The 24,321-nt window shown below is 73.0% G+C and carries 18 protein-coding genes; 10 read left to right on the top strand and 8 right to left on the bottom strand.

The window, feature by feature from the left end; all coding sequences use genetic code 11:
* Positions 1-207 precede the first annotated feature (207 nt).
* Positions 208-498, top strand: coding sequence for a HesB/IscA family protein (locus Pma05_RS19295; protein ID WP_203858838.1), 291 nt, complete (start codon positions 208-210; stop codon positions 496-498).
* Positions 499-848: 350 nt separating this feature from the next.
* Positions 849-1,772, top strand: a complete 924-nt coding sequence (locus Pma05_RS19290; protein WP_203858837.1) for a DMT family transporter — start codon at positions 849-851, stop codon at positions 1,770-1,772.
* 136 nt (positions 1,773-1,908) lie between these two features.
* On the opposite strand, the gene Pma05_RS19285 is transcribed toward Pma05_RS19290, so the two are convergent.
* Entirely contained in the window at positions 1,909-2,853 is a 945-nt protein-coding gene (locus Pma05_RS19285; RefSeq protein WP_203858836.1) for an NAD-dependent protein deacetylase, read from the bottom strand.
* Positions 2,854-3,085: 232 nt separating this feature from the next.
* On the opposite strand from Pma05_RS19285, the gene Pma05_RS19280 reads away from it, so the two are divergent.
* Together Pma05_RS19280 and Pma05_RS19275 are read left to right on the top strand one after the other, a co-directional pair.
* A complete protein-coding gene (locus Pma05_RS19280; RefSeq protein ID WP_203858835.1) occupies positions 3,086-3,523 on the top strand; it encodes a hypothetical protein in 438 nt (145 codons plus the stop codon).
* 444 nt (positions 3,524-3,967) lie between these two features.
* On the top strand, positions 3,968-4,357 hold the full coding sequence (locus Pma05_RS19275) for a cupin domain-containing protein (protein ID WP_203858834.1): 390 nt from the start codon (positions 3,968-3,970) through the stop codon (positions 4,355-4,357).
* 38 nt (positions 4,358-4,395) lie between these two features.
* Here the strand turns inward: Pma05_RS19275 and Pma05_RS42610 are convergent, their stop codons facing one another.
* Together Pma05_RS42610 and Pma05_RS19265 are read right to left on the bottom strand one after the other, a co-directional pair.
* Complete coding sequence (locus Pma05_RS42610; RefSeq protein ID WP_239312649.1) at positions 4,396-5,958, bottom strand: MGH1-like glycoside hydrolase domain-containing protein; 1,563 nt, start codon at positions 5,956-5,958, stop codon at positions 4,396-4,398.
* Between the two features lie 58 nt (positions 5,959-6,016).
* Positions 6,017-7,219: a threonine synthase gene (locus tag Pma05_RS19265; protein WP_203858833.1), complete on the bottom strand. Its 1,203-nt coding sequence runs from the start codon at positions 7,217-7,219 to the stop codon at positions 6,017-6,019.
* 175 nt (positions 7,220-7,394) lie between these two features.
* Between Pma05_RS19265 and Pma05_RS19260 the strand changes: the two genes are divergently transcribed.
* Both Pma05_RS19260 and Pma05_RS19255 read left to right on the top strand, forming a co-directional pair.
* Positions 7,395-8,183, top strand: a complete 789-nt coding sequence (locus tag Pma05_RS19260) for an aldo/keto reductase (protein WP_203858832.1) — start codon at positions 7,395-7,397, stop codon at positions 8,181-8,183.
* Between the two features lie 247 nt (positions 8,184-8,430).
* Positions 8,431-9,432, top strand: a complete 1,002-nt coding sequence (locus tag Pma05_RS19255) for a hypothetical protein (RefSeq protein ID WP_203858831.1) — start codon at positions 8,431-8,433, stop codon at positions 9,430-9,432.
* A gap of 76 nt (positions 9,433-9,508) precedes the next feature.
* Here Pma05_RS19255 and Pma05_RS19250 read toward each other — a convergent pair whose 3' ends face one another.
* Together Pma05_RS19250 and Pma05_RS19245 are read right to left on the bottom strand one after the other, a co-directional pair.
* A complete protein-coding gene (locus Pma05_RS19250; protein WP_203858830.1) occupies positions 9,509-10,657 on the bottom strand; it encodes a glycoside hydrolase family 12 protein in 1,149 nt (382 codons plus the stop codon).
* A gap of 266 nt (positions 10,658-10,923) precedes the next feature.
* Positions 10,924-11,847 carry an IclR family transcriptional regulator gene (locus Pma05_RS19245; protein ID WP_203858829.1) on the bottom strand — a complete coding sequence of 308 codons (924 nt, stop codon included), beginning with the start codon at positions 11,845-11,847 and terminating at the stop codon, positions 10,924-10,926.
* Positions 11,848-11,901: 54 nt separating this feature from the next.
* Between Pma05_RS19245 and eda the strand changes: the two genes are divergently transcribed.
* The 4 genes from eda (at position 11,902) to ctaD (ending at position 17,142) form a co-directional block, all read left to right on the top strand.
* Positions 11,902-12,561, top strand: coding sequence for a bifunctional 4-hydroxy-2-oxoglutarate aldolase/2-dehydro-3-deoxy-phosphogluconate aldolase (gene eda, locus Pma05_RS19240; protein ID WP_203858828.1), 660 nt, complete (start codon positions 11,902-11,904; stop codon positions 12,559-12,561).
* A gap of 106 nt (positions 12,562-12,667) precedes the next feature.
* On the top strand, positions 12,668-13,765 hold the full coding sequence (locus Pma05_RS19235; RefSeq protein ID WP_203858827.1) for a sugar kinase: 1,098 nt from the start codon (positions 12,668-12,670) through the stop codon (positions 13,763-13,765).
* Between the two features lie 305 nt (positions 13,766-14,070).
* The gene (locus Pma05_RS19230; RefSeq protein ID WP_203858826.1) at positions 14,071-15,177 is read left to right on the top strand and encodes an FAD-dependent monooxygenase; all 1,107 of its coding nucleotides are present in this window, start codon (positions 14,071-14,073) and stop codon (positions 15,175-15,177) included.
* A gap of 204 nt (positions 15,178-15,381) precedes the next feature.
* The gene (gene ctaD, locus Pma05_RS19225; protein WP_203858825.1) at positions 15,382-17,142 is read left to right on the top strand and encodes an aa3-type cytochrome oxidase subunit I; all 1,761 of its coding nucleotides are present in this window, start codon (positions 15,382-15,384) and stop codon (positions 17,140-17,142) included.
* 57 nt (positions 17,143-17,199) lie between these two features.
* On the opposite strand, the gene Pma05_RS19220 is transcribed toward ctaD, so the two are convergent.
* Genes Pma05_RS19220 through Pma05_RS19210 form a run of 3 tightly spaced genes read right to left on the bottom strand, consistent with a single transcriptional unit; the run spans position 17,200 to position 24,313 of the window.
* A complete protein-coding gene (locus Pma05_RS19220) occupies positions 17,200-19,239 on the bottom strand; it encodes an SWIM zinc finger family protein (RefSeq protein WP_203858824.1) in 2,040 nt (679 codons plus the stop codon).
* Complete coding sequence (locus Pma05_RS42605; RefSeq protein ID WP_239312646.1) at positions 19,236-23,102, bottom strand: vWA domain-containing protein; 3,867 nt, start codon at positions 23,100-23,102, stop codon at positions 19,236-19,238. Before Pma05_RS42605 ends, Pma05_RS19220 begins: the two co-directional genes overlap by 4 nt.
* Positions 23,099-24,313: an ATP-binding protein gene (locus Pma05_RS19210; protein ID WP_239312643.1), complete on the bottom strand. Its 1,215-nt coding sequence runs from the start codon at positions 24,311-24,313 to the stop codon at positions 23,099-23,101. Before Pma05_RS19210 ends, Pma05_RS42605 begins: the two co-directional genes overlap by 4 nt.
* Positions 24,314-24,321 lie beyond the last annotated feature (8 nt).

Below are 24,321 nucleotides of genomic sequence, written 5' to 3'. Positions count from 1 at the left end.
TTGGGGACTCGGTGCGACGTGCACCGGCCGTACCCAAGGCGTCAGCCTGGTCCGCGCAGCGTGTGGGGACCAGACGAACGGGCTGACTACATGACCGATGGCCGCCGCGATGTCCGAAGGCCCCTGCTGGCCTGACGCGGGTGCCCGGAGCAGCCCGCCGGATGGGCGCACCGGGCCGAGCACACGAACAATCCACGAGGAGTCTGCATGCTCACCATGACCGAGAACGCCGTACTCGTGATCCGGGACCTGACCGCGCAGCAGGAAGTACCGGACGGCGCCGGGCTGCGTATCGCCAGCGACCTCACCGCCGGGTCGCTCAACCTCACCCTGGCGGAGAGCCCCACCCAGGGTGACCAGGTGGTGGACAGCGACGGCGCCCGGGTCTTCCTCGACCCGCAGGCCGCGCAGATCCTCGACGACAAGGCCCTGGACGCCGCGGTCGACGCACAGGGTGCGGTGCAGTTCGGCTTCGCGGAGCAGCGCCCGGCGACCTGACGCCGTACGTACCCCCGACGACCTGGATCGGGTCTCCCGCCGGCTGGGATCAGCGGCGGGCGACCCGGCCCCGGTCCGGTACAGTCCAGCCGTGCACCGTTGCTTCCCCATCACCCCGCCGCCGCGCTCCTGAGCGGGGCGACACCCCCAGCGGCGTCGTACCGATCCGGCCGATGCGCTGTTCCTTGCTGAACCTTTTTCCACCTGAACCGCGCGGCGCTCAGCGCACCGCTTCCGACCTTGCGGTCCGTCGGACCGCAAGGGGAGGTGGAAAAAGGTTCACCGGGTGATCCTGGGCTCGCCCCGCTTCCGCGACCACTTTCCCTCTCGTCGCAGGAGCGCGAACCCTCATGCACACCTCTTCCGCACCACTGGCTGCCGTGCGTCACCGGTCCGGTGCCGGCCTGTGGTTTCTGATCGTCTCTGGCACCTTGTGGGGCACCGGTGGACTCACCGGCAGCCTGCTGGGTCAGCACACCGGGCTCTCCCCGGTCGCGGTCGCCGGATACCGGCTGGCCGTCGGCGGCACCCTGATCGTGGCCTTCCTCGCCCTCACCGGACGCCGCCCGCCGCGCGGTCGGGCGGCCTGGACCCGGATCGCCGTCTTCGGTGTACTGGCCGCGCTCTACCAGGTCTGTTACTTCGGCGCGGTGTCGCTGACCTCGGTCAGCCTCGCCACACTGATCACCATCGGTGCCGCGCCACTGCTGGTGCTCGGTGCGGAGGCGGTGACCGGCCGGCGCCGGGTGGACCGCCGTACCGCCGGAACCTGCGCGCTGGCGGTGGCCGGGCTGGTGCTGCTGGTCGGGCTGCCGGCCGGTGGCTTCGGGGCACTCGCGGTGCTCTCCAGCGCGCTGCTCGCGCTGGTCTCCGCCGCCGGGTTCGCCGCGATCACGCTGGTCGGCGCCCGGCCGGTGCCGGATCTCGACGAACTCGCCGGCACCGGGTACGGCTTCACCCTCGGCGGTCTGCTGGTGGCACCACTGGCCGCCGGCACGGTGGGGCTCGGCTTCCAGCCCGGTCCCGCCGCCCTCGGGCTGCTGATCGCGCTGGGCACCGGGCCGACCGCGGTCGCGTACCTGCTCTACTTCCGTGGGCTGCGTACCGTCCGGCCCGGCACCGCGGCGCTGTTGGCGCTGCTGGAGCCGCTGGTCGGCGCGGTACTCGCCGCACTGCTGCTCGGGGACCGGCTCGGCCCGGTCGGGCTGCTCGGCGCGGCGCTGCTCGGCACGGCCGTGGTGCTGGCCGCCCGGTCGCCGGTCGCGGCTGCGTAGCCGGGGTCGGCTCGGCCCGGCTCGTCGTCTGGGACTTCAACGAGCGGGCCCGCTGCTGCCACGCCCGCAGCGGGTGGGTGCACGACGACTACCGCCGGCCGGACGATCCGCGCATCGGGTCGTACCGGATGCGGGGCTACCGGCTGGCGGCGCTGGCGGCGCCGGCCGGGGCCAGCCCGGTGCCGCCCGGCGCGCTCCCGTCCGGCTCTGTCGGACCGGCGGTGCGGCGGCCGGCCGGGTCGGCGGAACCGGCGAGCCGGACCAACTCCGGCAGCACCTGGCCGAGCGGCGCGTCGATGGTCAGCTCGGCGTAGTCGTCGCCCCGGGTCGGGCCCCGGTTGACGATCACCACCGGGATGTCGAGCTTCGCCGCCCGGATCACGAACCGGCGGCCGGACATCACCGTCAGGGACGACCCGAGCACCAGTAGCAGCCGGGCCCGCTCGACCAGGTCGAAGCAGGCCCGGACCCGGTCCGGCGGTACGGACTCGCCGAAGAAGACCACGTCCGGCTTGAGTAGGCCGTCCGGACACGCCTGGCAGTCCACGGTCCGGAAGCCCTCGACCAACTCGTCCGGCAGCTCGACGTCGCCGTCCGGGTTGACCGTGCCGGAGCGGGCGGCGAACCGGGGATTGGCGGCCCGCAGCCGGCGGTCCAGCGTCTCCCGGTCGGTGGTCTCGCCGCAGCCGAGGCAGATCACCCGGGCCAGGCTGCCGTGCAGTTCGACCACGGACCGGGCGCCGCCCGCCTGGTGCAGGCCGTCCACGTTCTGGGTGAGGATGCCGGCCAGCAGTCCGCGCCGGTCGAGGTCGGCGACCGCCCGGTGCCCGGCGTTCGGGGCGGCCCGGGCGACGGTCCGCCAACCGAGGTGGCTGCGCGCCCAGTACCGGCGCCGGGCCAGCGGATCACCGACGAACGTCTGGTACGTCATCGGGGTGTGCCGGCGCAGCGCCCCGCTCGGCCCCCGGTAGTCGGGGATCCCGGAGTCGGTCGACAGGCCGGCACCGCTGAGCAGCACGACGCCGCCGCCGGTCAGGAGTCGCGCCAGCGGGGCGTAGCGTTCGGCGCTCCGGTTCTCCACCCGTCCATGCTGCCTCGCCGTACGCCCTCGCGGCGAGCGCGGCGACGCACGGCGAGCCACCGGTTCGTGTCTTCGATCGGACAGGCGTACTAAGTGTGGTCATATGTTGACGGAGAGTAATGTCGTCTCGGGGCAGGTACCGCCCGTGGGTTCGCGCCACCGCTCGCCGTGGCCACGCCCGCAATCCCTCGTCGACGGGCCACGAACGGCCCGACCAGCAAGGAGTACCGCCATGTCCGAGACCAGCGACGCCAAGCACACCGCAGCCGACGAACAGCCGACCGTCGCCACCGACGAACAACCACCCGCCGTGGGCACCGAGGCGGACGGGGTCGGCGTCGCGGCCGTACCCGCCACCGTCGCCGGACTGCCGGCCACCGCCCAGGGCCACTTCGCCGTGGTGAACGCGAACGGAACCCTCGCCAGGGGCTTCGGCGCGGTCTCGTCCACCCGGCTCGCCCTTGGCCAGTACCAGGTGGTCTTCATCCAGAACGTGGCCTCCTCGGCCTTCACCGCGACCATCGGCCTGACCGGCAGCGTCGGCACCTCACCGTCCGGCGAGATCGCCGTGGTCGGCCGGGCCGGCGTTCCGGCCGGAGTCTTCGTGCAGACCTGGAACAGCTCCGGCGTACCCGCCGACCGCGCGTTCCACCTGCACGTCTCCTCCTGAGCCGTACGCACCGCGACGCCTGGCCGGCGCGCCACCGGCCGGGCGTCCCACCGGCCAGGCGCTACCGCCTGGCCCCCGGTCCCCGCGGTGCGGCCCGGTGCCGCGGGGACCGGCCCGCTGCCAACTGTGAGTCCTGGCCGCCGGCCGAGCCGTGGCCGACCACGAGCGCGCGGCGCCGCCGGTGCAACGTGGCGTCGCCGCGCTCTGGCCGTCTCCCGTCCGCGCAGCCCATCGGCGGTACGCCAGCGGGGACCTGGCTCGACCGGTCCGACTCGTCGAGGTCGATCCGGCTAGATGTGGGGTTTCCCACCGTGCCCGGAAGCAAACCCGACGCCCGGCCGGACCTGGTAGAACGTCACCCGGATGGGTTCGGGCGGTCCCAGCGGTCACATCTGCCCCAGCCGGCGCGGAATCAACGCCTCGGTTCCTGGGTAAGGAAGGGGCATGGAGCACTTCACGATCGCCACCGTCGCCGAGGAGAGCCCGGACTTCCGCCGGGTGTTGTGGACCGGCAAGCACACCCAGTTGGTCATCATGACGATCCCGCCGGACGGCGAGATCGGCGAGGAGGTGCACGAGGTCGACCAGATCCTCACCTTCGTCAGTGGTACCGGCGAGGCCCGGGTCAACGGCCAGACCCGCAAGGTGACCCAGGGCGACCTGGTGATCGTACCGGCCGGGCAGAAGCACAACTTCGTCAACGCCGGCCCCAACCCGCTGGTGCTCTACACCATCTACGGCCCTCCGGAGCACGCCGACCAGGCGGTGCACCACAGCAAGGAGCAGGCCGAGGCGATGGAGCAGGCCGGCAAGGACGAACCGCCGACAAGCTGACCGGGGTACGGCCGCGTCAGCTCACCGGTACGGCCGCGTCAGCTCATCGGCTCCGCGAGGAGGTCGAGGGTGAGCGCGGCGGTCCAACTGAACGCCGGAGAGCCGATCCCGGCCCCGTTGTCGGGGTGGAAGTACTCGTAGTAGCCCGAGTGCCGGACCAGGTCGAGCAGGGCCGAGCGCAGCGTGTCGGCCAGCCCGTCCCGGCCGTGCGTACGCAGACCGGCCCGGAGCAGCCAGTTGATGTTGAACCAGACCGGGCCCCGCCAGTACCGGAACGGGTCGAAGTCGACGGCGGAGCGGTCGTAGCTGGGTACCGGCATCCGGGGGCCGACCCCGAACCGGGCCGACTCCAGCGCGGTCACCAGGCTCGCCACCTGCCCGGCCGGCAACTCCGGCAGGACCAGCGGCAGCAGTCCGTTGACGCACCGGGCCGGGCTGTGCAGGCCGGTCCGGACGTCCAGCGCGTGGAACATGCCGGTGGCCGGGACGAAGAGCCGGTCCAGCAACTGCCGGGTGATCGAGGCGGCCCGTTCCCGGTGCGGTGCCGGGTCGGCGCCGACCACCTCGGCGATCCGGGCCAGCGCCAGTTCGGCCGCGCCGCGCAGCGCGTTGAACCCCGGGCACTCGACCAGGAACGGGTGCCGTACCGCCAGGTCGGCGTCCCGGTAACCCCCGTCCCGGTACGACAGCGCGATCGTCAGGTAGCGGGCGTAGTCGTCGTCGGTGGGGCGGTGGTCGGAGGAGACCACCTGGTTGTCCCGCCGGGCGTACCGGCGCAGTACCTCCACCGCCACCGGTACGCCGGCGAGCGCCTCGTCCCAGGCCGGGCTGTTGTCGAGCCCGGACTCCCACGGGTGCACGATGGCGGCGAGCCCGGCGCCGCCGACGTCCCGGGCGGTGGCCAGGTATTCCTGCTGGGCGACGAGTCGCGGATAGAGCCAGCGGAGTTCGGCGGTGGCCGCCTCGTCCGGTGCGCGCCGGTAGACCTCCCAGGCGCCGACGGCATGCACCGGTGGCTGCACTATCCCGCTGCCCAGCCTGGCTGCCCCGGCGCCGTTGCCTGAGCGGGCTGCCCCGGCGCCGTTGCCTGAGCTGGCCGGCCCGATGCTGCGGTTGCCCGAGGTGCTGGCGTCGCCCTTCGCCGTCCGGCCGGTGGGGATCGGGAGACCGCCGGGTGCGGCAGCACGGCCTGCGGTCGGGAGGTCGCCGTCGGGCTTCGGGCCGCCGCCGTCGGAGCCGGTCGGGCCGCCGCCGCTCCAGAAGGTCGGGCCGGGGAAGTAGTCGCGGTCGGTGACCCCGGGGTCGAAGACGATGTGCGGCACCCGCCCGTCCGGCCACTGCGCCGCGAAGAGGCTGCGCAGGTCGCGCCAGGCCCGCTCCGGTGCGACGTGGGCCAGCCCGATGCTGATGAACGCGGCGTCCCAACTCCACTGGTGCGGATAGAGGGTACGGGACGGCACCGTGTGGGTACCGGTCCAGTTGGCGGCCAGGATCGCGGTCGCGCCGCGCCAGGTCTCCGCGTCGGCCTCGCCGAGGTGCTCTGGTACGTCAACTGGTTCGGTCGATCCGGTCGCCCGGACGTGCTTCGCGGCGTGAGACATAACCACTCAACGCTTAGTGCCAGTACGCCGTCGTTGTCAAATTCCGGTCCGCCCGGCGTCAGCCCACCACCGGCAGGCTGTCCACGTCCACGGTCTCCGGATACTTCAGTCCGGCGCCGGTGTTCAGCACCACCACCCGCTCGTCGGCGCGGATCCAGCCGCCGGCCCGCAGTTGCCGGGCGGCGGTGAGGCAGGCGGCTCCCTCGGGGCAGAGCAGCAGCCCCTCCCGGGCACCGAAGTCGTGCAGGTCGGCCAGGATCGCCTCGTCGTCGACGGCGATCGCCGTACCGGCGGTGTCCCGGAGCGCGTCGAGGATGAGTTCGTCGCCGAGCGGCGCCGGTACGTTGATGCCGAAGGCGACGGTCCAGGCGTCGGCCCACGGCTCGGCCCGGGTCGCCCCGGCGCCGAACGCGCGCACGATCGGGGCACAGCCGGTCGACTGTACGGCGACCAGCCGGGGCAGGGTGTCGCCGATCCAGCCGAGTTCCCGCAGCTCGTGCAGTGCCTTGTGGATGCCGATCAGCCCGACCCCGCCGCCGGTCGGATAGAGGATGACGTCCGGCACCTGCCAGCCGAGCTGCTCGACGACCTCGTACCCCATGGTCTTCTTGCCCTCCAGCCGGTACGGCTCCTTGAGGGTGCTGACGTCGAAGATCTCCCCGTCCGGGGAGCCGGCCGAGTCGGCGATCAGTGTCCCGACGTACCGGCCGGCGTCGCTGATCAGGCCGTCGATCAGGTGCAGTTCCGCGCCGGCCGCCACGCACTCCCGCCGGGTGATGGTGGGCGCGCCGAGCGGCATGGCGATGGTCGCCCGCATTCCGGCCCGGGCGGCGTAGGTGGCCCAGGCGGCACCGGCGTTCCCGTTGGTCGGCATCGCCACGTGCCGGATGCCCAGCTCGCGGGCCCGGGACACCCCGACGGCCGCACCTCGGGCCTTGAACGAGCCGGTCGGTACCAGCCCTTCGTCCTTGATCAGCAGGTCGGGTACCCCGATCGACTCGCCGTACCGGGCCGCCGGCAGCAGCGGAGTCCAGCCCTCGCCGAAGGTGGTGACGTGCCGCTCCTCGGCGACCGGCAGCAGTTCGCGGTACCGCCAGAGGTCGGCCGACCGTCCGGCCAGCGCGGCCGGGTCCACCGCCTTGCGTACCTCGGCGAGGTCGTACCGGGCCAGCAGCGGCGAGCCGCACGCGCAGAGGTTCTGCGGGCGGTCGGCGGGGTGGCTGGTGTCGCAGCGCGGGCAGTGCAGGTGCGTCAGGTACACCGGGCGGCCTCCGACTCCTCGGTTTCCCCCATGATCCCTGCCGGGCGGCCGGCCCGGGCGCCAACGGCCGCGTTTTCGATCTCGTCCAGCCGGTCACCCATGCCGCCCATTCTCCGCCGATCCGGCGCCGTACACCGGAATGTGTGGTGCGGGCGTACCCGGGTAGAAAAGCACCATGACCTCTGCGATCGACCAGCCCACCGTCCCGTTGCCGAGCGAGGTCCGGATGCCGATGCTCGGCTTCGGCACCTGGCAGCTGCGCGGTCGGCGCGCCTACGACGCCGTGCGGGAGGCGCTCGACGTCGGTTACCGGCACCTCGACACCGCCACCATGTACGGCAACGAGGACGAGGTGGGCCGGGCGATCCAGGACAGCGGGGTACCCCGGGAGGACATCTTCGTCACCACCAAGCTCCCGCCGGAGCAGGCCGGTCGGGAGCGGCAGACCATCGCGGCCAGCCTCGCCGCGCTCGACACCGGGTACGTCGACCTGTGGCTGATCCACTGGCCGCCGTCGCAGGACCGGGCCAGCATCGCGAGCTGGCGGGAGCTGCTGGCCGTCCGGGACGAGGGCCTGGTCCGGGCGGTCGGGGTGAGCAACTACGACACCGGCCAGCTCGACATGCTGATCGAGGCGACCGAGGAGGCACCGGCGGTGAACCAGGTCCGCTGGGGTCCGGCGCTGCACGATCCGCGCCGGCTCGACGAGCACCGGGAGCGGGGGGTGGTACTGGAGGGGTACAGCCCGCTGAAGACCACCGACCTGGCCGATCCGGTACTCGGGGAGATCGCTCGTACCCACGGGGTCACCCCGGGCCAGGTGGTGCTTCGCTGGCACCTCGACCACGGCATCGTGGTGATCCCGAAGTCGGGTACGCCGTCCCGGATCCGGGAGAACTTCGACCTCTTCGGCTTCTCGCTGAGCGAGAGCGAGCTGCGCCAACTCGACGCGATGGGCCGCTGAACCGCCGCACAGCCTGGAGCCGCTGGGTCGCTGCGCTCTCCAGAGCCTTTGCGCCGCTGTCGCTGCTCTCCTGAGTTGCTGGACCGTTGGAGCCCGCTTGAGCCGCTGGGCTCTCTTGAGCCGTTGAGCCAATGCGCTGCCGAGCGACTACCCTGGCCGGCAACCGCCACCCGGGGCATCGCGCGTACCGCGCCGTCCGGCCCACGGGCCGTCGACCTGACGTGGCGGCGTGAGGGGAAGGTGCGGGATGTACGACCAGCTGCTCGGCGGGAGCTTCGGCCGACCCGGGCCGGAGGAGAACGGGCCGGAGCCGGACTTCGTCACCTGGCTGCTCTATCTCGACCGGGCCGAGGATCCGGGCTGGCTGGGTTCGCTTGCCCACTGGTGGCACGACGAGGTGTGCCGGGCCCTGCTGCCGTTCGTCCATCCGGTCGGCGCCAACGCCCCGGCCACCTCGCTGACCGCGTTCGAGCAGGATGCCGGCGGGCGCGGGCGGCGGCGCCGGCCGGCGCGCTGGGTGGACGGGATCACCGACGACTTCGCCCAGCTCTCGGCCCGGTGGTTCGACGTCGCACCGACCGCGATCGCCTCCGAGTTGGACGTCTTCCTGGCCCGGTTCGCCGGTCGGCGGCACGTCCGGCTACAGATCTCGATCGGCTTCGAGGGCCGGTCCGGCGGGCTGCCGCTGGTACTGCCGGCCCTGGTCGAGCTGGCCCGGCTGGTCGGCGACGCCACCGACCCGGCGTACGGCGAGATCGTGGTCAACGCCGGCCTGCTCTCCCCGGCGACGATGCTGGACGCGGCGCTCGGCCGGTCCGCGGAGTCCTCGGCCGAGCAGAGCCGTACGTACCTGCGCGGTTACGACTGGGTGACGGTGTGCCCCCGGGAGCTGGTCGCCGGGCTGGGCGGACCGGAGCGGCTCCGGGTGGCCGGCGCCTTCGCCGAGGTACGACCGCTGCGGCACGGGGGTGTGCTGCTCCGGGCGACCGACGATCCGGCCGACTACCGCGCCGACCGGGTACGCGCGGCCTTCCGCGCTCTGGCGCCGGTACTGCCGCCCGGGCAACCGGGTGCGCTGCCCACGGTGCCGCCGGCCGGCTCGGCGATGCTGTCGGCGGTGCCCGGGGTGCTGGCCGGCGACCCCGGCGGGCACGACCTGAGCCGGGTGGTCTTCGCCGACCCCCGCACGCTGCACCCCCACCTCCCCGCCCAACCCCTACACCTCGGCCCCGGCCTCACCACCCACTGACCGCCGGGCTCCCCGCTGCGTGTGCTCCTACTACCCCGGGAGGGGCAGTAGGAGCACACGATCTGAGCTGAGCTCGTTAGGCGCGGTTGCAGGGGGTGCCGTTTAGGGTGAAGGAGGTTGGTGAGGAGTAGGTGCCGGTGAAGGTGCCCTGGTAGCCGAAGGACGCCGTACCGCCCGGTGCTATGGTGCCGTTCCAGCTGATGTTGCGGGCGGTCACTGCTGATCCGCTCTGCGTGACGGTGGCGTTCCAGGCGTTGCCGACCTGCTGCCCGGAGGGCAGGTTGTAGGTCAGCGACCAGTTGTTGATCGTGCTGGAGCCGGTGTTGGAGATGGTGACCGACGCGGTGAACCCGTTGTTCCAGGAGTTCGCCGTGTAGGCCACCCGGCAGGGGGTGCCGCCCGGCGGGTTGGTCGGCGGGGTCGTCGGCTGGCCGGTGGGCGGGTTGGTCGGCTGCGGGTTGCCGCCGCCGTTCACCGACGCGGAGAACGAGTTCACCCCGAGGCCGGCGCCGCCCTGCCACGGCTCGAAGCCGGCCTGGATGCTGGTCAGGTACCACGAGTTGGTGATCGCACCCCGGTTGCGGACGTCGTTGATGAAGTCCAGCACGCTGAAGTTCCAACTGTTGATCGGGGACGGCGCGAGGTACGAGATGACGTTGTTGCCACCGTTGTTGCCGCGCCACACGTCCCAGGTACGCCCGGCGACGGTGGCACTGCCGACCGAGGAGCCGATCGGCTGGATCGAGCCCTGCCGGTTGAACCAGATCATGATCTCCATCTGGTTGACGCCGTCCCGCTTGGGCGTCGGGTCCAGCCAGATGTCGTACGAGGCGTTGTAGGTGGCGCCGCCGACGAAGTTGTAGTTGATGCTGCTGCTCGCGCTGCTGATCTGACTCACCTGCATCGGCAGGTTGGTTCCCGGCGAGCAGTTGGTGTAGTGGCAGCCGAGGAAGACCGACGGGTACGACACCGGGGCGCCGCTGGTGTTGCCGACGCCGTCCTGCCGGGTGATGGAGAACCCGGTGTCGGTGACGTTGATGCACTGCTGGGCGGTGGTGCCCCAGCGGTTGTTCTGGACCACGTACCTGCCCTGGATGGTGGTCGAGCCGTACTGCTCGCAGATCTGCACGTCGGCCTGGGCCGGACCGGCGGCGCTGAGTACGGCGATGGCGGCGCTGGCCAACAGGCCGGCGACCGCCGCGAAGACGGGGACGGAACGTCTCATGATGCTCCTTGGGTGGTGGGTGTCCGTGGAGTGGTGCGGTGCCGCGAGGTACCGGGCGTGCGGCGGGTGGTGGTGCGGGGAGCGCTCCCATAGCAGCTGGAGACACATTTACATGCTTGAATTCGGAAAGCAACCGGGCGAGGGTCGGCCGGGGTTGTTCGTGCCGATGGGCCGGTTATGGCGGTTGCGTCGCCAGGCTGAACGGCGTACCGGCGGAAGAGGGTGAGCGGTGGCGGTGCCGGCGGGTGGGCGCGGCGGTGGCCGGGTCAGGCGCCGGACAGCAGGGTGCGGGCGGCCCGCACCTGCCGGACCGCGCCGTGCAGCGCGGCGGCGATCCGTTCCTCGCTCTCGGCGTCCAGCCTGGTCGCCGGTACGGAGAGGCTGATCGCGTCCACGGCCGGGGAGTGCAGCGGCACCGCCATCGCGAAGCAGACGATGCCGTCGGTGTTCTCCTCGCGGTCCACCGCGTAACCCCGGTCCCGCACCGAGGCCAGCTCGACGTGCAGCAGCTCCGGATCGGTGATGGTGTGCCGGGTGAGCGCCGGGAGCGGCCAGCTCAGCAGCCGGTCCACCGCCTCGTCGGTACGCTGTGCGAGCAGCACCTTGCCGAGCGCGGTCGCGTGCGCCGGAAGCTGCCGGCCGATCGCGCTGTAGAGCCGCAACCGGTGCACCGACTCGCGCTTGGCCAGGTAGACGACGTGCGGTCCGTCCAGCCGGCCCAGGTGTACGGTCTCGCCGAACTGGCCGGCGAGGTCGTCGAGTACCCCGGCCAGCAGGCCGGTGGCGTCGTCCGCCTCCAGATAGGCGGCACCGACCTGGAGGGCGCGTACGCCCAGCCCGAACCGGGTACCGGTGGCGTCCGCCTCCACCCAGCCGCGCTGGATCATCGTGCGCAGCAGGCCGTGCAGGCTGCTCTTCGGGATCCCGAGTGCCCGGGCCAGCTCGACCAGGGAGCGGCGCCGCGGCGCGTCGGCCAGCGCCTCCAGTACGTCGAGGGTCCGGCCGGCCGACTTCACCGGCTGGAACGCCTCCACCGCCCCGACCGGGGCGATCGCGCCGGCCGGCGCCACCGCGTTGGTCTGGTCCGACCGGCTGGAGACGGTCGGGTCGTCCTGGTCCGACCGGTCGGGCGCGGGCTGGCCGGCCGGTTCGGGCCGGAGTTCCGCGCCGCTGGTCGTACCCGTCGTCATGGCGGCCACTCTAGTCGGCTTGACAGCGTGGACGAGCACAGTAGGGTCGCGTACGTGACCAGCGTTCAAGATGATGAACAGATTGTCGGCGTAACCGAGACCATCGCGGCGACCCGGATCCTGCCGGTCGTGGTCCTCGAAGATGCTGCCTCGGCGCCGGCGCTGGCCGCCGCGCTCACCGAGGGCGGCCTGCGGGCCATCGAGGTGACCTTCCGGACGGCCGCCGCCGCCGAGGCCATCCGGTTGATGGCCGAGCGCCCCGACCTGCTGGTGGGCGCCGGCACCGTGCTGACCCCGGCCCAGGTCGACCAGGCTGCCGACGCGGGCGCCCGGTTCGTGGTCAGCCCCGGCTTCTCGCCGGCGGTGGTACGGCACTGCCAGCAGCGTGGGCTGCCGGTCTTCCCCGGCGCCGCCACCGCCACCGAGATCCAGATGGCGCTGGACGCCGGACTGGAGACGGTCAAGTTCTTCCCGGCCGAGCAACTCGGCGGGGTCGGCATGGTCAAGGCGCTGGCCGCCCCGTTCCGGTCGGTCCGGTTCATCCCGACCGGCGGGGTCAACACCGGCAACCTCGGTGACTACCTGGCGCTGCCGGCCGTGCTCGCGGTCGGCGGCACCTGGATGGTCGCCCCCGCACTGCTCGCCGAGGGCCGCTGGGACGAGGTAACCCGGCTGACCACCGCCGCAGTCCGGGCCAGCCGTCCCGCCGGCTGACTGTCTGGCCCAGGCCGGCTCAGTCCAGGTCGACCCGCGTCCCCGTCCGCCGCTGACCGCCGTCCCCGCGCCCGTGCGGTGTCCGGCCCGCCCGAAAGGTTCGCCCATGTTGACGATCCGCTCCGCCGACGACTGCCGCTTCGACCTGGTCTCGCTCGGCGAGGTGATGCTCCGGCTCGACCCGGGTGAAGGGCGGGTACGCACGGCGCGGACGTTCCGGGCCTGGGAGGGCGGCGGCGAGTACAACGTCGCACGTGGGCTGCGCCGGTGCTTCGGGCTGCGTACGGCGCTGGTCAGCGCGTTCGCCGACAACGAGGTGGGACGGCTGCTGGAGGACCTGATCCTCACCGGCGGGGTGGACACCTCGTTCGTGACGTGGGTGCCGTACGACGGTATCGGCCGGAGCGTCCGCAACGGGCTCAACTTCACCGAGCGGGGTTTCGGGGTACGCGGCGCCGTCGGCACCTCCGACCGGGGGCACACCGCGGCCAGCCAGCTCCGCCCGGACGACGTCGACTGGGAGCACCTCTTCGGCACCCTGGGTGTGCGCTGGCTGCACACCGGGGGCATCTACGCGGCGCTCTCCGAGGGCACCCCGGAGACGATCGAGGCCGCGATGACCGCCGCGCGCCGGCACGGCACCCTGATCTCGTACGACCTCAACTACCGGCCCAGCCTCTGGAAGGCGGTCGGCGGCCAGGCCAGGGCGCAGGAGGTCAACCGGCGACTCGCCCGGTACGTCGACGTGATGATCGGCAACGAGGAGGACTTCACCGCCTCGCTCGGCTTCGAGGTGCCGGACACCGACGAGTCCCTCGCCGAGCTGGAGGTGGCGAACTTCCAGCGGATGATCGAGGCGGTCGGCAAGGAGTACGACAACTTCCGGGTGGTGGCGACCACGCTGCGCACCGTACGCAGCGCGACCGTCAACGACTGGGGTGCGATCGCCTGGTCCGCCGGCAGCGGCTTCGTGCAGGCGACCCATCGGCCCGGCCTGGAGATCCTCGACCGGGTCGGCGGCGGCGACAGTTTCGCCTCCGGGCTGATCTACCGGCTGCTGACCGGAGGAGACCTGGCCAGCGCGGTGGAGTACGGCGCCGCGCACGGCGCGCTGGCGATGACCACCCCGGGCGACACCTCGATGGCCAGCCTGAAGGAGGTCGAGGCACTCGTCCGGGGGGCGGGCGCCCGGGTCCAGCGGTGAGGCGGTGACCGGCCCGGAGCCCGGGACGCGTCACTGAACCTTTCTCCACCTCCCCTGCCGGTCCGTCGTGGCCGTAGGTGGAAGTCGGGACCCGGTTCAGGTCGAGAAAGGTTCACCCGGGCGGCGTCCCGGCATCGTCCGTCGACGCGACTACCTGGTCCCTGGGTCGGCGCCGCTGATCTTGTGGCCGATGCGGGTTACCCGGCCGTGAGCTGGGCACATCCGATCGGATCTTCCGCTGGGGTGATAGCGCGGAGTAGTGTCTTGCCTTCAACGCGTGCCGATCCCCCCGGAGGCGTCACCAGATGGCCGCATCCCAGCTGCGCGTTCTCGTCGTCGGCGCAGGGATCGCCGGCCTGGCGGTCGCGCGTACCCTCCGGCTCGCCGGGTTCCGGCCGGAGGTCACCGAGCGGTCCTCCGGGACCGGTGCTCCCGAGATCGGTCTCTACCTGCCCGGCAACGCCGAGCGGGCGCTCCGGGAGATCGGGCTGGACGATCCGGTGCGACCGCTCGGCCAGGTCATCCGCTGCCAGCGGTTCCTGGACGCCCGGGGCGGCGAACTGTGCGAGGTCGACCTCGACAAACTCTGGTCCGGGGTCGGCGAGTGCCGGGCGCTGCCCCGGTCCGACCTGCACCGGGTGCTGTTGAGCGGTGCCGGCGGCGAGGTGCGGTACGAGACCGAGGTCCGCGCCCTGGACCTGCACCGGGACGCCGTGACGGTCACCTTCGGCGACGGCGGCCAGGCCGAGTACGACCTGGTGGTCGGTGCCGACGGGCGCCGCTCGGCGGTCCGCGCGCTGGCCGCGCTCGGCGGACCCGCCCGGCCGGCGGGGCAGGTCGTCTACCGCGCCGTGGTCAGTGGTGGGCCGCCGCTGACCGACTGGACCGGGCTGCTCGGCGAGCGGGCCGCGTTCGTCGCCGTGCCGATGGGAGCCGGCCGGCTGCACTGCTATGCCGACGAGGTCGGTACCGCACCACCGGCCGACCCGCTGGCCCGGGTACGGGAACTGTTCGGCGGGTACGGCGGTCCGGTGCCGGCCATCCTGGACGCGCTGGACCAGGTGCAGGTGACCCCTACCGACGAGGTGGAGTTGGGCGCGTGGTCGAGGGGCCGGGTGGTGCTGGTCGGTGACGCCGCACACGCCACCGCGCCGACGCTGGCCCAGGGCGCCGCGATGGCCCTGGAGGACGCGCTGGTACTGGCCCGTTCGCTGTGCCGGTCGACGGGCGTACCCGAGGCGCTGGACAGCTACGAGAGCCGGCGGCGGCCCCGGATCAAGTGGGTGCTGGACCGGACCCGCGACCGGAACCGGACCCGGGACGTACCCCCGCCGCTGCGCGATCCGCTGTTGCGGATCCGGGGCAACCGGATCTTCCAGGAGCACTACCGGCTCCTCGTCGACCCGGCGTGACGGTGTCGGTGCGGGGACCAGTGATCCGGAGCGCGGATCGCTGCCCCGCGTGGCGGTGCCGAGCGGGCCTGGCGGGGCCGTACGGCGGGTCGGGGCGTACCCGAGGAGGGAGGCGCCGCTGCCGGGGACTATTCTGCCTGCGAGGTACGGCTCGCAGATCAACAGCGCGTGCCGAGTGGGACTAACGAGAACCGGAGGCCACTCGTGACCACCGTCGCACCCAAGCCGATCGTGACCCGGCCCTGGCCGGTACGCCAGCCGGTCAAGGGCTCGGCACTCGCGCGGCTGCTGCGTACGACGGACGCGAAGCAGATCGGGATCATGTATATGGTCACGGCGTTCGCGTTCTTCATGATCGGTGGCCTGATGGCGCTGCTGATGCGCGCCGAGCTGGCCCGGCCGGGACTCCAGTTCCTGTCGCCGGAGCAGTACAACCAGCTATTCACCATGCACGGCACGATCATGCTGCTGTTCTTCGCCACGCCGATCGTCTTCGCGTTCGCGAACTTCGTGGTGCCGATCCAGATCGGTGCCCCGGACGTGTCGTTCCCCCGGCTGAACAGCTTCGCGTACTGGCTCTATCTGTTCGGCGGGACGCTGGCGCTGGGCGGCTTCCTCACCCCCGGCGGGGCGGCCGACTTCGGCTGGTTCGCGTACACCCCGCTGAGCAACGTGGAGCACTCGCCCGGGGTCGGCGCGAACATGTGGATCGTCGGCCTGGCCATCTCCGGTCTGGGCACGATCCTCGGTGGCGTCAACATGATCACCACGATCCTGACGCTGCGGGCGCCCGGCATGACGATGTTCCGGATGCCGATCTTCACCTGGAACATCCTGGTCACCAGCCTCCTGGTGATCATGGTCTTCCCGCTGCTGGCGGCGGCCCTCTTCGCGCTCGCCGCGGACCGGATCCTCGGCGCACACATCTTCGACGCCGAGACCGGCGGCCCGATGCTCTGGCAGCACCTCTTCTGGTTCTTCGGGCACCCCGAGGTCTACATCGTCGCGCTGCCGTTCTTCGGCATCATCAGCGAGGTCATCCCGGTCTTCTCCCGTAAGCCGATCTTCGGCTACAAGGGTCTGGTCGGCGCGACCATCGCGATCGCGGCGCTCTCGATGAGCGTCTGGGCGCACCACATGTTCGCCACCGGCCAGGTGCTGCTGCCGTTCTTCTCGTTCCTGAGCTTCCTGATCGCGGTGCCGACCGGCATGAAGTTCTTCAACTGGATCGGCACGATGTGGCGCGGCCAGATCAGCTTCGAGACCCCGATGCTCTGGGCGGTCGGCTTCCTGGTCACCTTCCTCTTCGGCGGCCTCACCGGCGTACTGCTGGCCAGCCCGCCGGTCGACTTCCACGTCTCCGACTCCTACTTCGTGGTGGCGCACTTCCACTACGTGCTCTTCGGCACCATCGTCTTCGCCGTCTACGCCGGCATCTACTTCTGGTTCCCGAAGATGTTCGGCCGGATGCTGGACGAGCGCCTCGGCAAGGTGCACTTCTGGCTGACCTTCGTCGGCTTCCACACCACGTTCCTGGTGCAGCACTGGCTCGGCAACGAGGGCATGCCCCGGCGGTACGCCGACTACCAGGTGATCGACGGCTGGACCACGCTGAACATGATCTCCACGATCGGTTCGTTCATCACCGGCATCTCGACCCTGCCGTTCCTCTACAACGTCTGGAAGTCGTACAAGGCCGGGCCGCTGGTGGAGGTCGACGACCCGTGGGGTCACGGCAACTCGCTGGAGTGGGCGACCAGCTCGCCGCCGCCGCTGCGCAACTTCGACCGGATGCCCCGGATCCGCTCCGAGCGGCCGGCCTTCGACGCGAAGTTCCCGGAGCTGGCCGCCGGCGGGCAGTCGCTGGCCGGTCCGCCCGAGGGTGGCGCCAAGCCGCTGACCAGCGAATCCGACCACGGCGCCAGTTACACCGAGGACACCGCCAGCGACATCGACCAGCGGTAGTCCCACCCGGTTCGATCTCGCGGCCGGTACCCCGAGCGGGGTACCGGCCGCGAGTCGTTACGCGTCGTCGCTCCAGGAGGCACGGACCAGCGCCCGCTCGGTGGCCGCGAGGTGGGTGACGGCGGCGACCCAGGCCCAGGCGTACCGGTCCGGATCCGGTTCGGTCAGCCGGCCGAAGGCGTCCCGGCCCTGCCGGTCCGACTCCGCGGCGAGCGCGGTGGTGAGTTCGGCGGCGACCTGGAACCCGGCCCGCCGCAACGGAGTGACCAGACCGGGGCCGTCGCCCCGGGCAGACTCGCCGACGGCCCGACGTCCACCGGCCACGGCCAGCTCCACGAGCCGGCGTACCCGCCACAGCGGTGCGCTGGCCACCGGGTCGGGCCCGGGGCGGTCGACCGGTACGTCCAGCACGCTGGCGAGCGGCGGGAGGTGTGCGCCCTGGAGCAGGTCGTACCCGAGATCGGCGTGGCCCTGCCAGTCGTCCGGCAGCCGTAGCGTCTGCTCGGATCCCGGCACCGGACCGACCGCGAGCGGGACCAGCGTGCTCGCCCGATCGGGGTCCAGCCGGGCGACCACCCGGATCCGCAGGCCGGGACGGCTCGCCAGCCGGCGCAGGTTGGCCAGGTGCGCCAGCGCGGGATGGGCGTTGGCCGGTACCAGCCGGATCACCGGCCCGGCTTCGAGCGCCGACAGCTCACGGGCGAGTACGTGGTCACCGGTCGCGCCGATCAGCACGAGATCGGCACCGACGAGTTCGGCTCCGGCACCACCCTGTTCGGCCGGGCCGGCGGTGTCGGCCGCCGGATCGAGCTGGGCGCCCACCGTCGCCGTGAGCGGGCGGGCGAACAGCCGGTCCAGTGCACCCCCCGACCAGCTCGGCCCGCTGATCGGGCTGGCCCGTACCCCCCGACCCGCACCGAGCCGGCCGTCCGGCGAGACGGTCGTACCCGTGATCACCAGTCCGGCGCGGGCCAGTCGGGCATGGGTGAGCCCGGCCGAGCCGACCTCGACCAGCGCCGTCGCGGAGCTGCGGGCCCGATCCGGCCCGCCGGGCTGCACGTCCGGGATGGAGAACCACCGGCCCTCGTCGTCCACGAGATGGGTGACCACTCCGCCGTAACCGGTCGCGCTGATCACCGGCTCGCGGCAGACGCCGTACACCCGGAGACCGCCGCCCGGCCGGTAGCTGCGGCGGGATATCCCGACCAGGGCCGGGTCGGGGTCGCCGGCGGCGAGCCGACCGGCGGTGAGCAGGAGTTCGTGCAGCACCTGGACCAGATCGGCCAACCGGTGGCTGTCGTGGCGGCCCCGGGCGGCCCGTAGACCGCGGACCACCCGCAGCGCGGCGCTCTCCGCGCGGTGCAGCCCGGCCACCCGGGCGCTGTGCGCGGCCCGGAGCAGTTCGGCCTGGGGCACCGCACCCGAGCCGGGAACCCCGGCGGCGAGCACCGCCGCCGCCGCGCGCCACAGGTCCTCCGCCGCAGCCCGCGCGGCGGCGCTGGGAGCACTGTTCCGGGCACCTCGGCCCGCCGATCCCGAGCTGGACGCGGGGTCGTCGGCCCCGACTGCCGAGCCGGTCCGGTCGCCGGTACGCTTCGCGCCCTTTCCTCCGGCGCCGCCCCGACCCGCGCTGCTCCGGCCGTTGCTGTCTCGGCCTTCGTTGTCTCGATGGCCTTCGGTGTCTGGGCCTTCGGTGTCCGGGGGAGTTCCGGTGCCGGTCTCCGGCGCGCCTGCGCCGGTAGTGGTGTGCGGTGCCGGAACCATGACCGGATCGGCGACCGGGCAGGCGGTCAACACGGCCACCAAGTGCAGGCAGCGCGGCGCCAGCAGGCAACCGCAGCGGGCCTGGTCGGCATCGGTGATCACGCCGGACGGTCCGGGTGCCAGGGTGACGACGGTGTCCGGACCGAAGTCCAGCCGGACGCCCTCGTCCGCCACGGTGCGGGGCAGCGCGCCGACCCGTTCGACCGTCGCGTCCAGCTTCTTGAGCAGCCGTGGGCCAAGTGCCTCGGTGGCCGCCGCGACCACCTGCGGCACCACCGGCGGGAGGGCGGCCGGTACGGCGGTCGGCGCCTCGGCCGACAGGGAACGCGTCATCGGGATCCTCCGCGTAGCCGGTCGCCCACCCACCGGGCGAGCTCGAGGGGACTGAGCGCGGCCACCGGCATGCCGGCCGCGACGAGTTGTTGGGCGATCGGCACCGAGTAGCGCGGCACCCCGCCGTCGTCCAGCGCGGCGCAGCCGAGCAGTTGGACGCCGGAGGTGGCCAGCGAACGGACCTCACCGAGCAGCCCGGCGATCGGGTACCCCTCCTCGAAGTCGCTGACCACCACCACGATCGTCCGGCTGGGCACGGTCACCAACGAGCGGGCGTGGGCCAGCCCGGCGGCGATGTGCGTACCGCCGCCGACGTGTACCTCCAGCAGCAGGGAGAGCGGGTCGCTCACCCGGTCGGTCAGGTCGATCACCTGGGTCGAGAACGCGAGGAAGTGGGTCGACAGCGTGGGCACCCCGCCCAGCACAGCGGCGGTCAGCGCCGACCACACCACCGACGCCTCCATCGACCCGGAGACGTCGACCACCAGCACCAGCCGCCAGTCCGCCTCGCGCCGGGCGAGGGTCTTGAAGATCGGCCGCTCCGGGATCACCACCGTGCGGCCGTCGTCGAGCCGGCGGGTGTGCGCGAGGTTGGCCCGGAGCGTACGGGCGAGGTCGAGCCGACCTCCGGGGCGACGGGTGGGCCGTGGGGTGGCCACCCCGGTCAGTGCGGGACGGAGCTGGGTGGCGAGTTGCCGGGCGAGTTCGTCGACGAGTCGCCGGACCAGGGGGCGCAACCGGGCGAGCTGTTGCTCGGGCAGGCCACCGGCCAGCGAGAGTACCGAGGTCAGCAACTCCATCGACGGGCGTACCGCGGCCGGATCGAGTTCGGCGAGCACGTCGGTACGCCCGGATTCGGCGGCCCGGGCCAGGACCTCCTCCCGGATGCCCGCCCCGAACAGGGCCTCCAGCTCAGCGGCCCACTCCCGCGCGGTCGGGAAGGACGCCTCCTGGCCCCCGCCGGCACCGGCCGGTCCCGAGCCGAAGTCGGTCGCGCCCTCACCCTGTCCCGCGCCGTACAGTTCGTCCAGCGCGTGCGCGTGCCGGCGGGCGTCGTCCGGTAGCCGTTCGGACTCCCGGCCGAGGAGCAGCCGCCACCGGTCGGCGGGTCCGTACCGGCGTACCTCCGGCGACAGATCCGTCGCGGAACCGGGCCGGGCCGTCGGGTCGACGGTGGCCGTGGCGGTGCGCGAAGCGCCGTTCGGGTCGGCTCCGGTCGGGTCGGGTCCGGTCGGGTCGGGTCCGGATATCGGCAGGCGGAGCGCGGAGAGCGCGGCCCAGCCGGCCGCATCGGCGGCGGCCCAGCGGATCAGCAGCTCGGGCGGGGCGGCGAGGGTCAGGTCGATCCGATCGCCGAGACGTTCCGTGACGGTCCGCAGCAGTCGGTCCCGGGCCGCCGGTGAGAGAGTGTCGAAGCCGCCGCGCAACGCGGGTAGCCGGTCCAGAAAGTCCTGGTCGGTCAGCCGCTCGACCCGGTCGAGCAACGGGCCGAGCGCGGACGGCGCGGACTGGAGCAGCGGGCCGGCGGCGGTGAGCATCCCGGCCAGCAGGTGGTGCAGCCGCCGCCGGCCGTCCGGACTCGAGCCGGCGTCGACCCAGCCGGCGGCGCGGGTGCCGAGGGCGTCCGCGCCGTCCAGGTCGAGCAGTACCCGGGCGGCCAGCGCGGCCCCCTGGACGAGCGGGGAACCGGCCTGGGCCAGCCGATCCAGGGCGTCGTCGAGGCGCAGGCCGATCCGGTGCTCGCCGGCCCGGACGGCGAGCGCGACCAGCGCGGCGGCGTCCTCCGGCTGATCGCTGCCGGCCAGCCCGGGCAGCCCGCGGACCGCGGCGTCCAGCAGGACGACGGCCAGGTCGGCCGCCTGCCGTCGCCCGTCCGGGGTGGTGCCCGGCAGGTGCTCCCGGCGCAGCGCCTCCAGCAGGTCGAGGGCGCTGAGCAGTTCGGCAAGGGTGCCGGTGGACGGCAGCACGTCGGCGGCGAGGGCGAGCCGGTCGGCGACCAGCTCGGGCAGGTCGCCCCGGGCGGCGGCGTTCAGCCCGGCGATGAGCTGCGCGCAGGTGGGCCCGCCCTCCGCCGCCTCGCGACGGAACCGTTCCCGCAACGTGCCGGTGGCGGCGAGGGCCGCGGTGACCCCGCGTACGCCGACCAGGTCCAGCAGGGCGGCGACGGAGGGCTTCCAGGAGACCTCCCAGCGGGTGGTGAGCGCGGTACCGTCACCGGTGCCGGAGACCTCGATCGGCGTACCGTAGTCGATTCCGCAGATCTGGAGCCGGCGGAGCAACGTCTCCCGCCGGCCGTCGAGTTCCGAGCGGAGCGGGTCGAGGCGGAGTTCCCTGGACGCCGGGTCACCGGGGTGGGGCAGTCGCAACGCGACGAGTTCGGCCTCCACCGACGGGCCCAGACCGGACCGTGGCGCGCCGGGGGCGACCCGACCCCGGTCGGTGCCGACCAGCACGGTGTCGAGAGCCCGGGCCAGTGCCCGCCCCCGACCGAGTGGCTCACCCTGACCGAGTACGGTCGTCACCGCTTCCAGCAGTTCGCCCCGGCCGGGCGCCGGCAGTACGCGCAGTCGGGCCAGGTCGTCAGCCATCCGCAGGGTCTCGGCCGCCTCCCCGGTCCCGGCGGTGTGCCCCGCCGCCCGGAGGGTCCGGCACAGCTCGGTGATGGCCCGCGCGGCGGCCTCCCGGATCCGCTCCGGGTCGCCGCCCGAGGTGAAGACCGCCTGCTGCCAGCGGGGATCGCGGATGCCGGCCGCATAACCGGAACGGGAATCGAGCAGGTCGAAGGCGTAGGGCACCAGCGAGGTGGCGACCGCGCCCGCGCCGTCCGAGGTCGTGCTGCCGGCCGCGCCGCCGTTGGCCGTACCAGCGCTGGTTGTGCTGGCGTTGGCCGTACCAGCGCTGACTGTGCTGGCGTTGCTGGCTGCGGTCGGGATCGAGGTGGCGGACCGCGACGCTGTGCCGGGCCCGGCCGGGCCGGTGGCGAGGGCGGGAGCGTGGAAGGCGCCCACCACCGCGACCACTCGCCGGCCCTCGGCCCCGGCCCGCGCGATGACCTGGCGCATGTGTTCCTCCCGGGCCAGGTCCCGGGCCGGTACGCCGGGGCCGGCAGTGGCGTCCTGGCGCATCGCCCAGCCGACCCCGAGTGCCGCCCGGCGCACCGCGTCGGCGGGACAGCCCGGGGCGAGTACCTCGACCGCCCGGTCCCACAGGTCGTCGCCGTCCCGGCCGGTGCCGCCGGCGGCGAGCGCGGCGGCGAAAGCCGGTCCACCCGGCCTGCCCTGCTCGGGCTGGTCGGTACCGGCGTCCGTCTCGTCCTGCCCGGCACCCGCCTTGTCCTGCCCGGCACTTGGCTTGGCCTGTTCGGCGGCCAGCTTTTCCTGCTCTTCACCCGGCTTGTCGTGCCCGGCACCCGCCTTGGCCTGTTCGGCGGCCGGCTTGTCGTGCCCGGCGCCCTGGGCCGGCCCGGAGTGGTCGGTCGGCGCCGGGGCGTCGGCGGACCAGCCCGAATCGGTCAGTGGGAGGTCGCAGCAGAACACCTCGGCCCCGTGCTCCCGGGCCCACCGGATCGCGGCCAACTCCGGCGAGAAGTCGGCGAACGGATAGAAGCCGAGCGGCCCGTCGTCCCGGGCTCCGGCCAATGCGACCGGCGCCCGGGTGGCCGGATCGGCCAGGTAGGGCAGCCAGCGCTGGAAGTCGGTGGGCAGCTCGACGCAGACCACCTCGGGAGCGGCGGCGTCCAGCAGTGCCGGTACGACGGCCGCCAGCGCCGGACTGTGGTGCCGTACCCCGATCAGGTACGGCTCGGTCGAGCTGGCGAGGGTGGCGAGCGCCGCCCGGGGATCGGTCGATGCGGCACTCGTCACCGGAGCGTCTCCCGCAGGTCCCAGAGCCGCCGCCACATCGACGCACCCTCCTCGGCACGCCGCCGTACCGGGCCGTCCCAGTAGCCGATCAGCCGGCCGTGGTCGGCCTCGTCGTCCTTGCGGACCACCCCGAGCAGGTGCCCGGGCATCAGGTCGAGCGCGTCGGCCCCGGAGAGGTACGCCGTGGCGAGCCCGAGTGAGGCGGCCACCTGCACCGCCTCGGCGGTCGACATCACCGTGCCCGGCCGCTCCACCGACCAGCCCTCCGCCGAGCGGCCGGCGCGCAGGTCCCGGAAGACCGTGACCAGGGCGTCCAGCACCGAATCGTCGACGGTGAACGAGGCACCGGCCCGGTGCACCGCGGCGATGGCCTGCCGGCGTACCAGCTCCATCTCGGTTCCGGCGTCGGCGATCGGGTGGATCGTCTCGAAGTTGAACCGCCGCTTGAGCGCGGCCGACATCTCCGACACGCCCCGGTCCCGCAGGTTGGCGGTGGCGATCACGGTGAAGCCGGGCGCCGCCGGGATCACGCCGTCGGTGGTGTCGGCGAGTTCGGGTACGTTGATCCGCCGGTCGGAGAGGATCGACACCAGCGCGTCCTGCACCTCCGGCAGGCAGCGGGTGACCTCCTCGACCCGTACGCACCGGCCGGTACGCATCGCGGTGAGCACCGGTGACTCGACCAGGGCCTGTCGGGTCGGTCCCTGGGCGAGCAGCAGCGCGTAGTTCCAGCCGTACCGGAAGGCGTCCTCGGTGGTGCCGGCGGTGCCCTGCACGGTCAGCGCGCTGGTACCGCAGATCGCCGCCGCGAGCAGCTCGGAGAGCATCGACTTGGCGGTACCCGGCTCGCCGACCAGCAGCAGCCCACGCTCGCCGGCCAAGGTGACCACACAGCGCTCGACCAGGGCGCGCTCGCCGACGAACTTGGCCGGGATCTCCAGCCTGGCCGGCAGCTCGGTGCCGTCGGCGCCGCTCCGCCGCTCCGTCGCCAGGGTGAGCGGTTCACCGTCGCTGCCCTGGATGAACGTGACCACGGCGCGCGGAGTCAGCGCCCAGCCGGGCGGTCGGGGGCCGTCGTCGTACGCGGCGAGGAAGGCGAGTTCGGCGGCGTACCGCCGTTCGGCCGGCAGCACCTGCCAGCCGGGATCGCCGATCGCCGGACCGGCGGGGGTGGTCGGGGTGCGGGGAGTCGTCTGTTCGGTCGTGGTCACCGGAGTTC

This window comes from Plantactinospora mayteni, from assembly GCF_016862935.1.
GTDB classification, from domain to species: domain Bacteria; phylum Actinomycetota; class Actinomycetes; order Mycobacteriales; family Micromonosporaceae; genus Plantactinospora; species Plantactinospora mayteni.
This window is presented reverse-complemented; position numbering and strand designations above follow the sequence as displayed.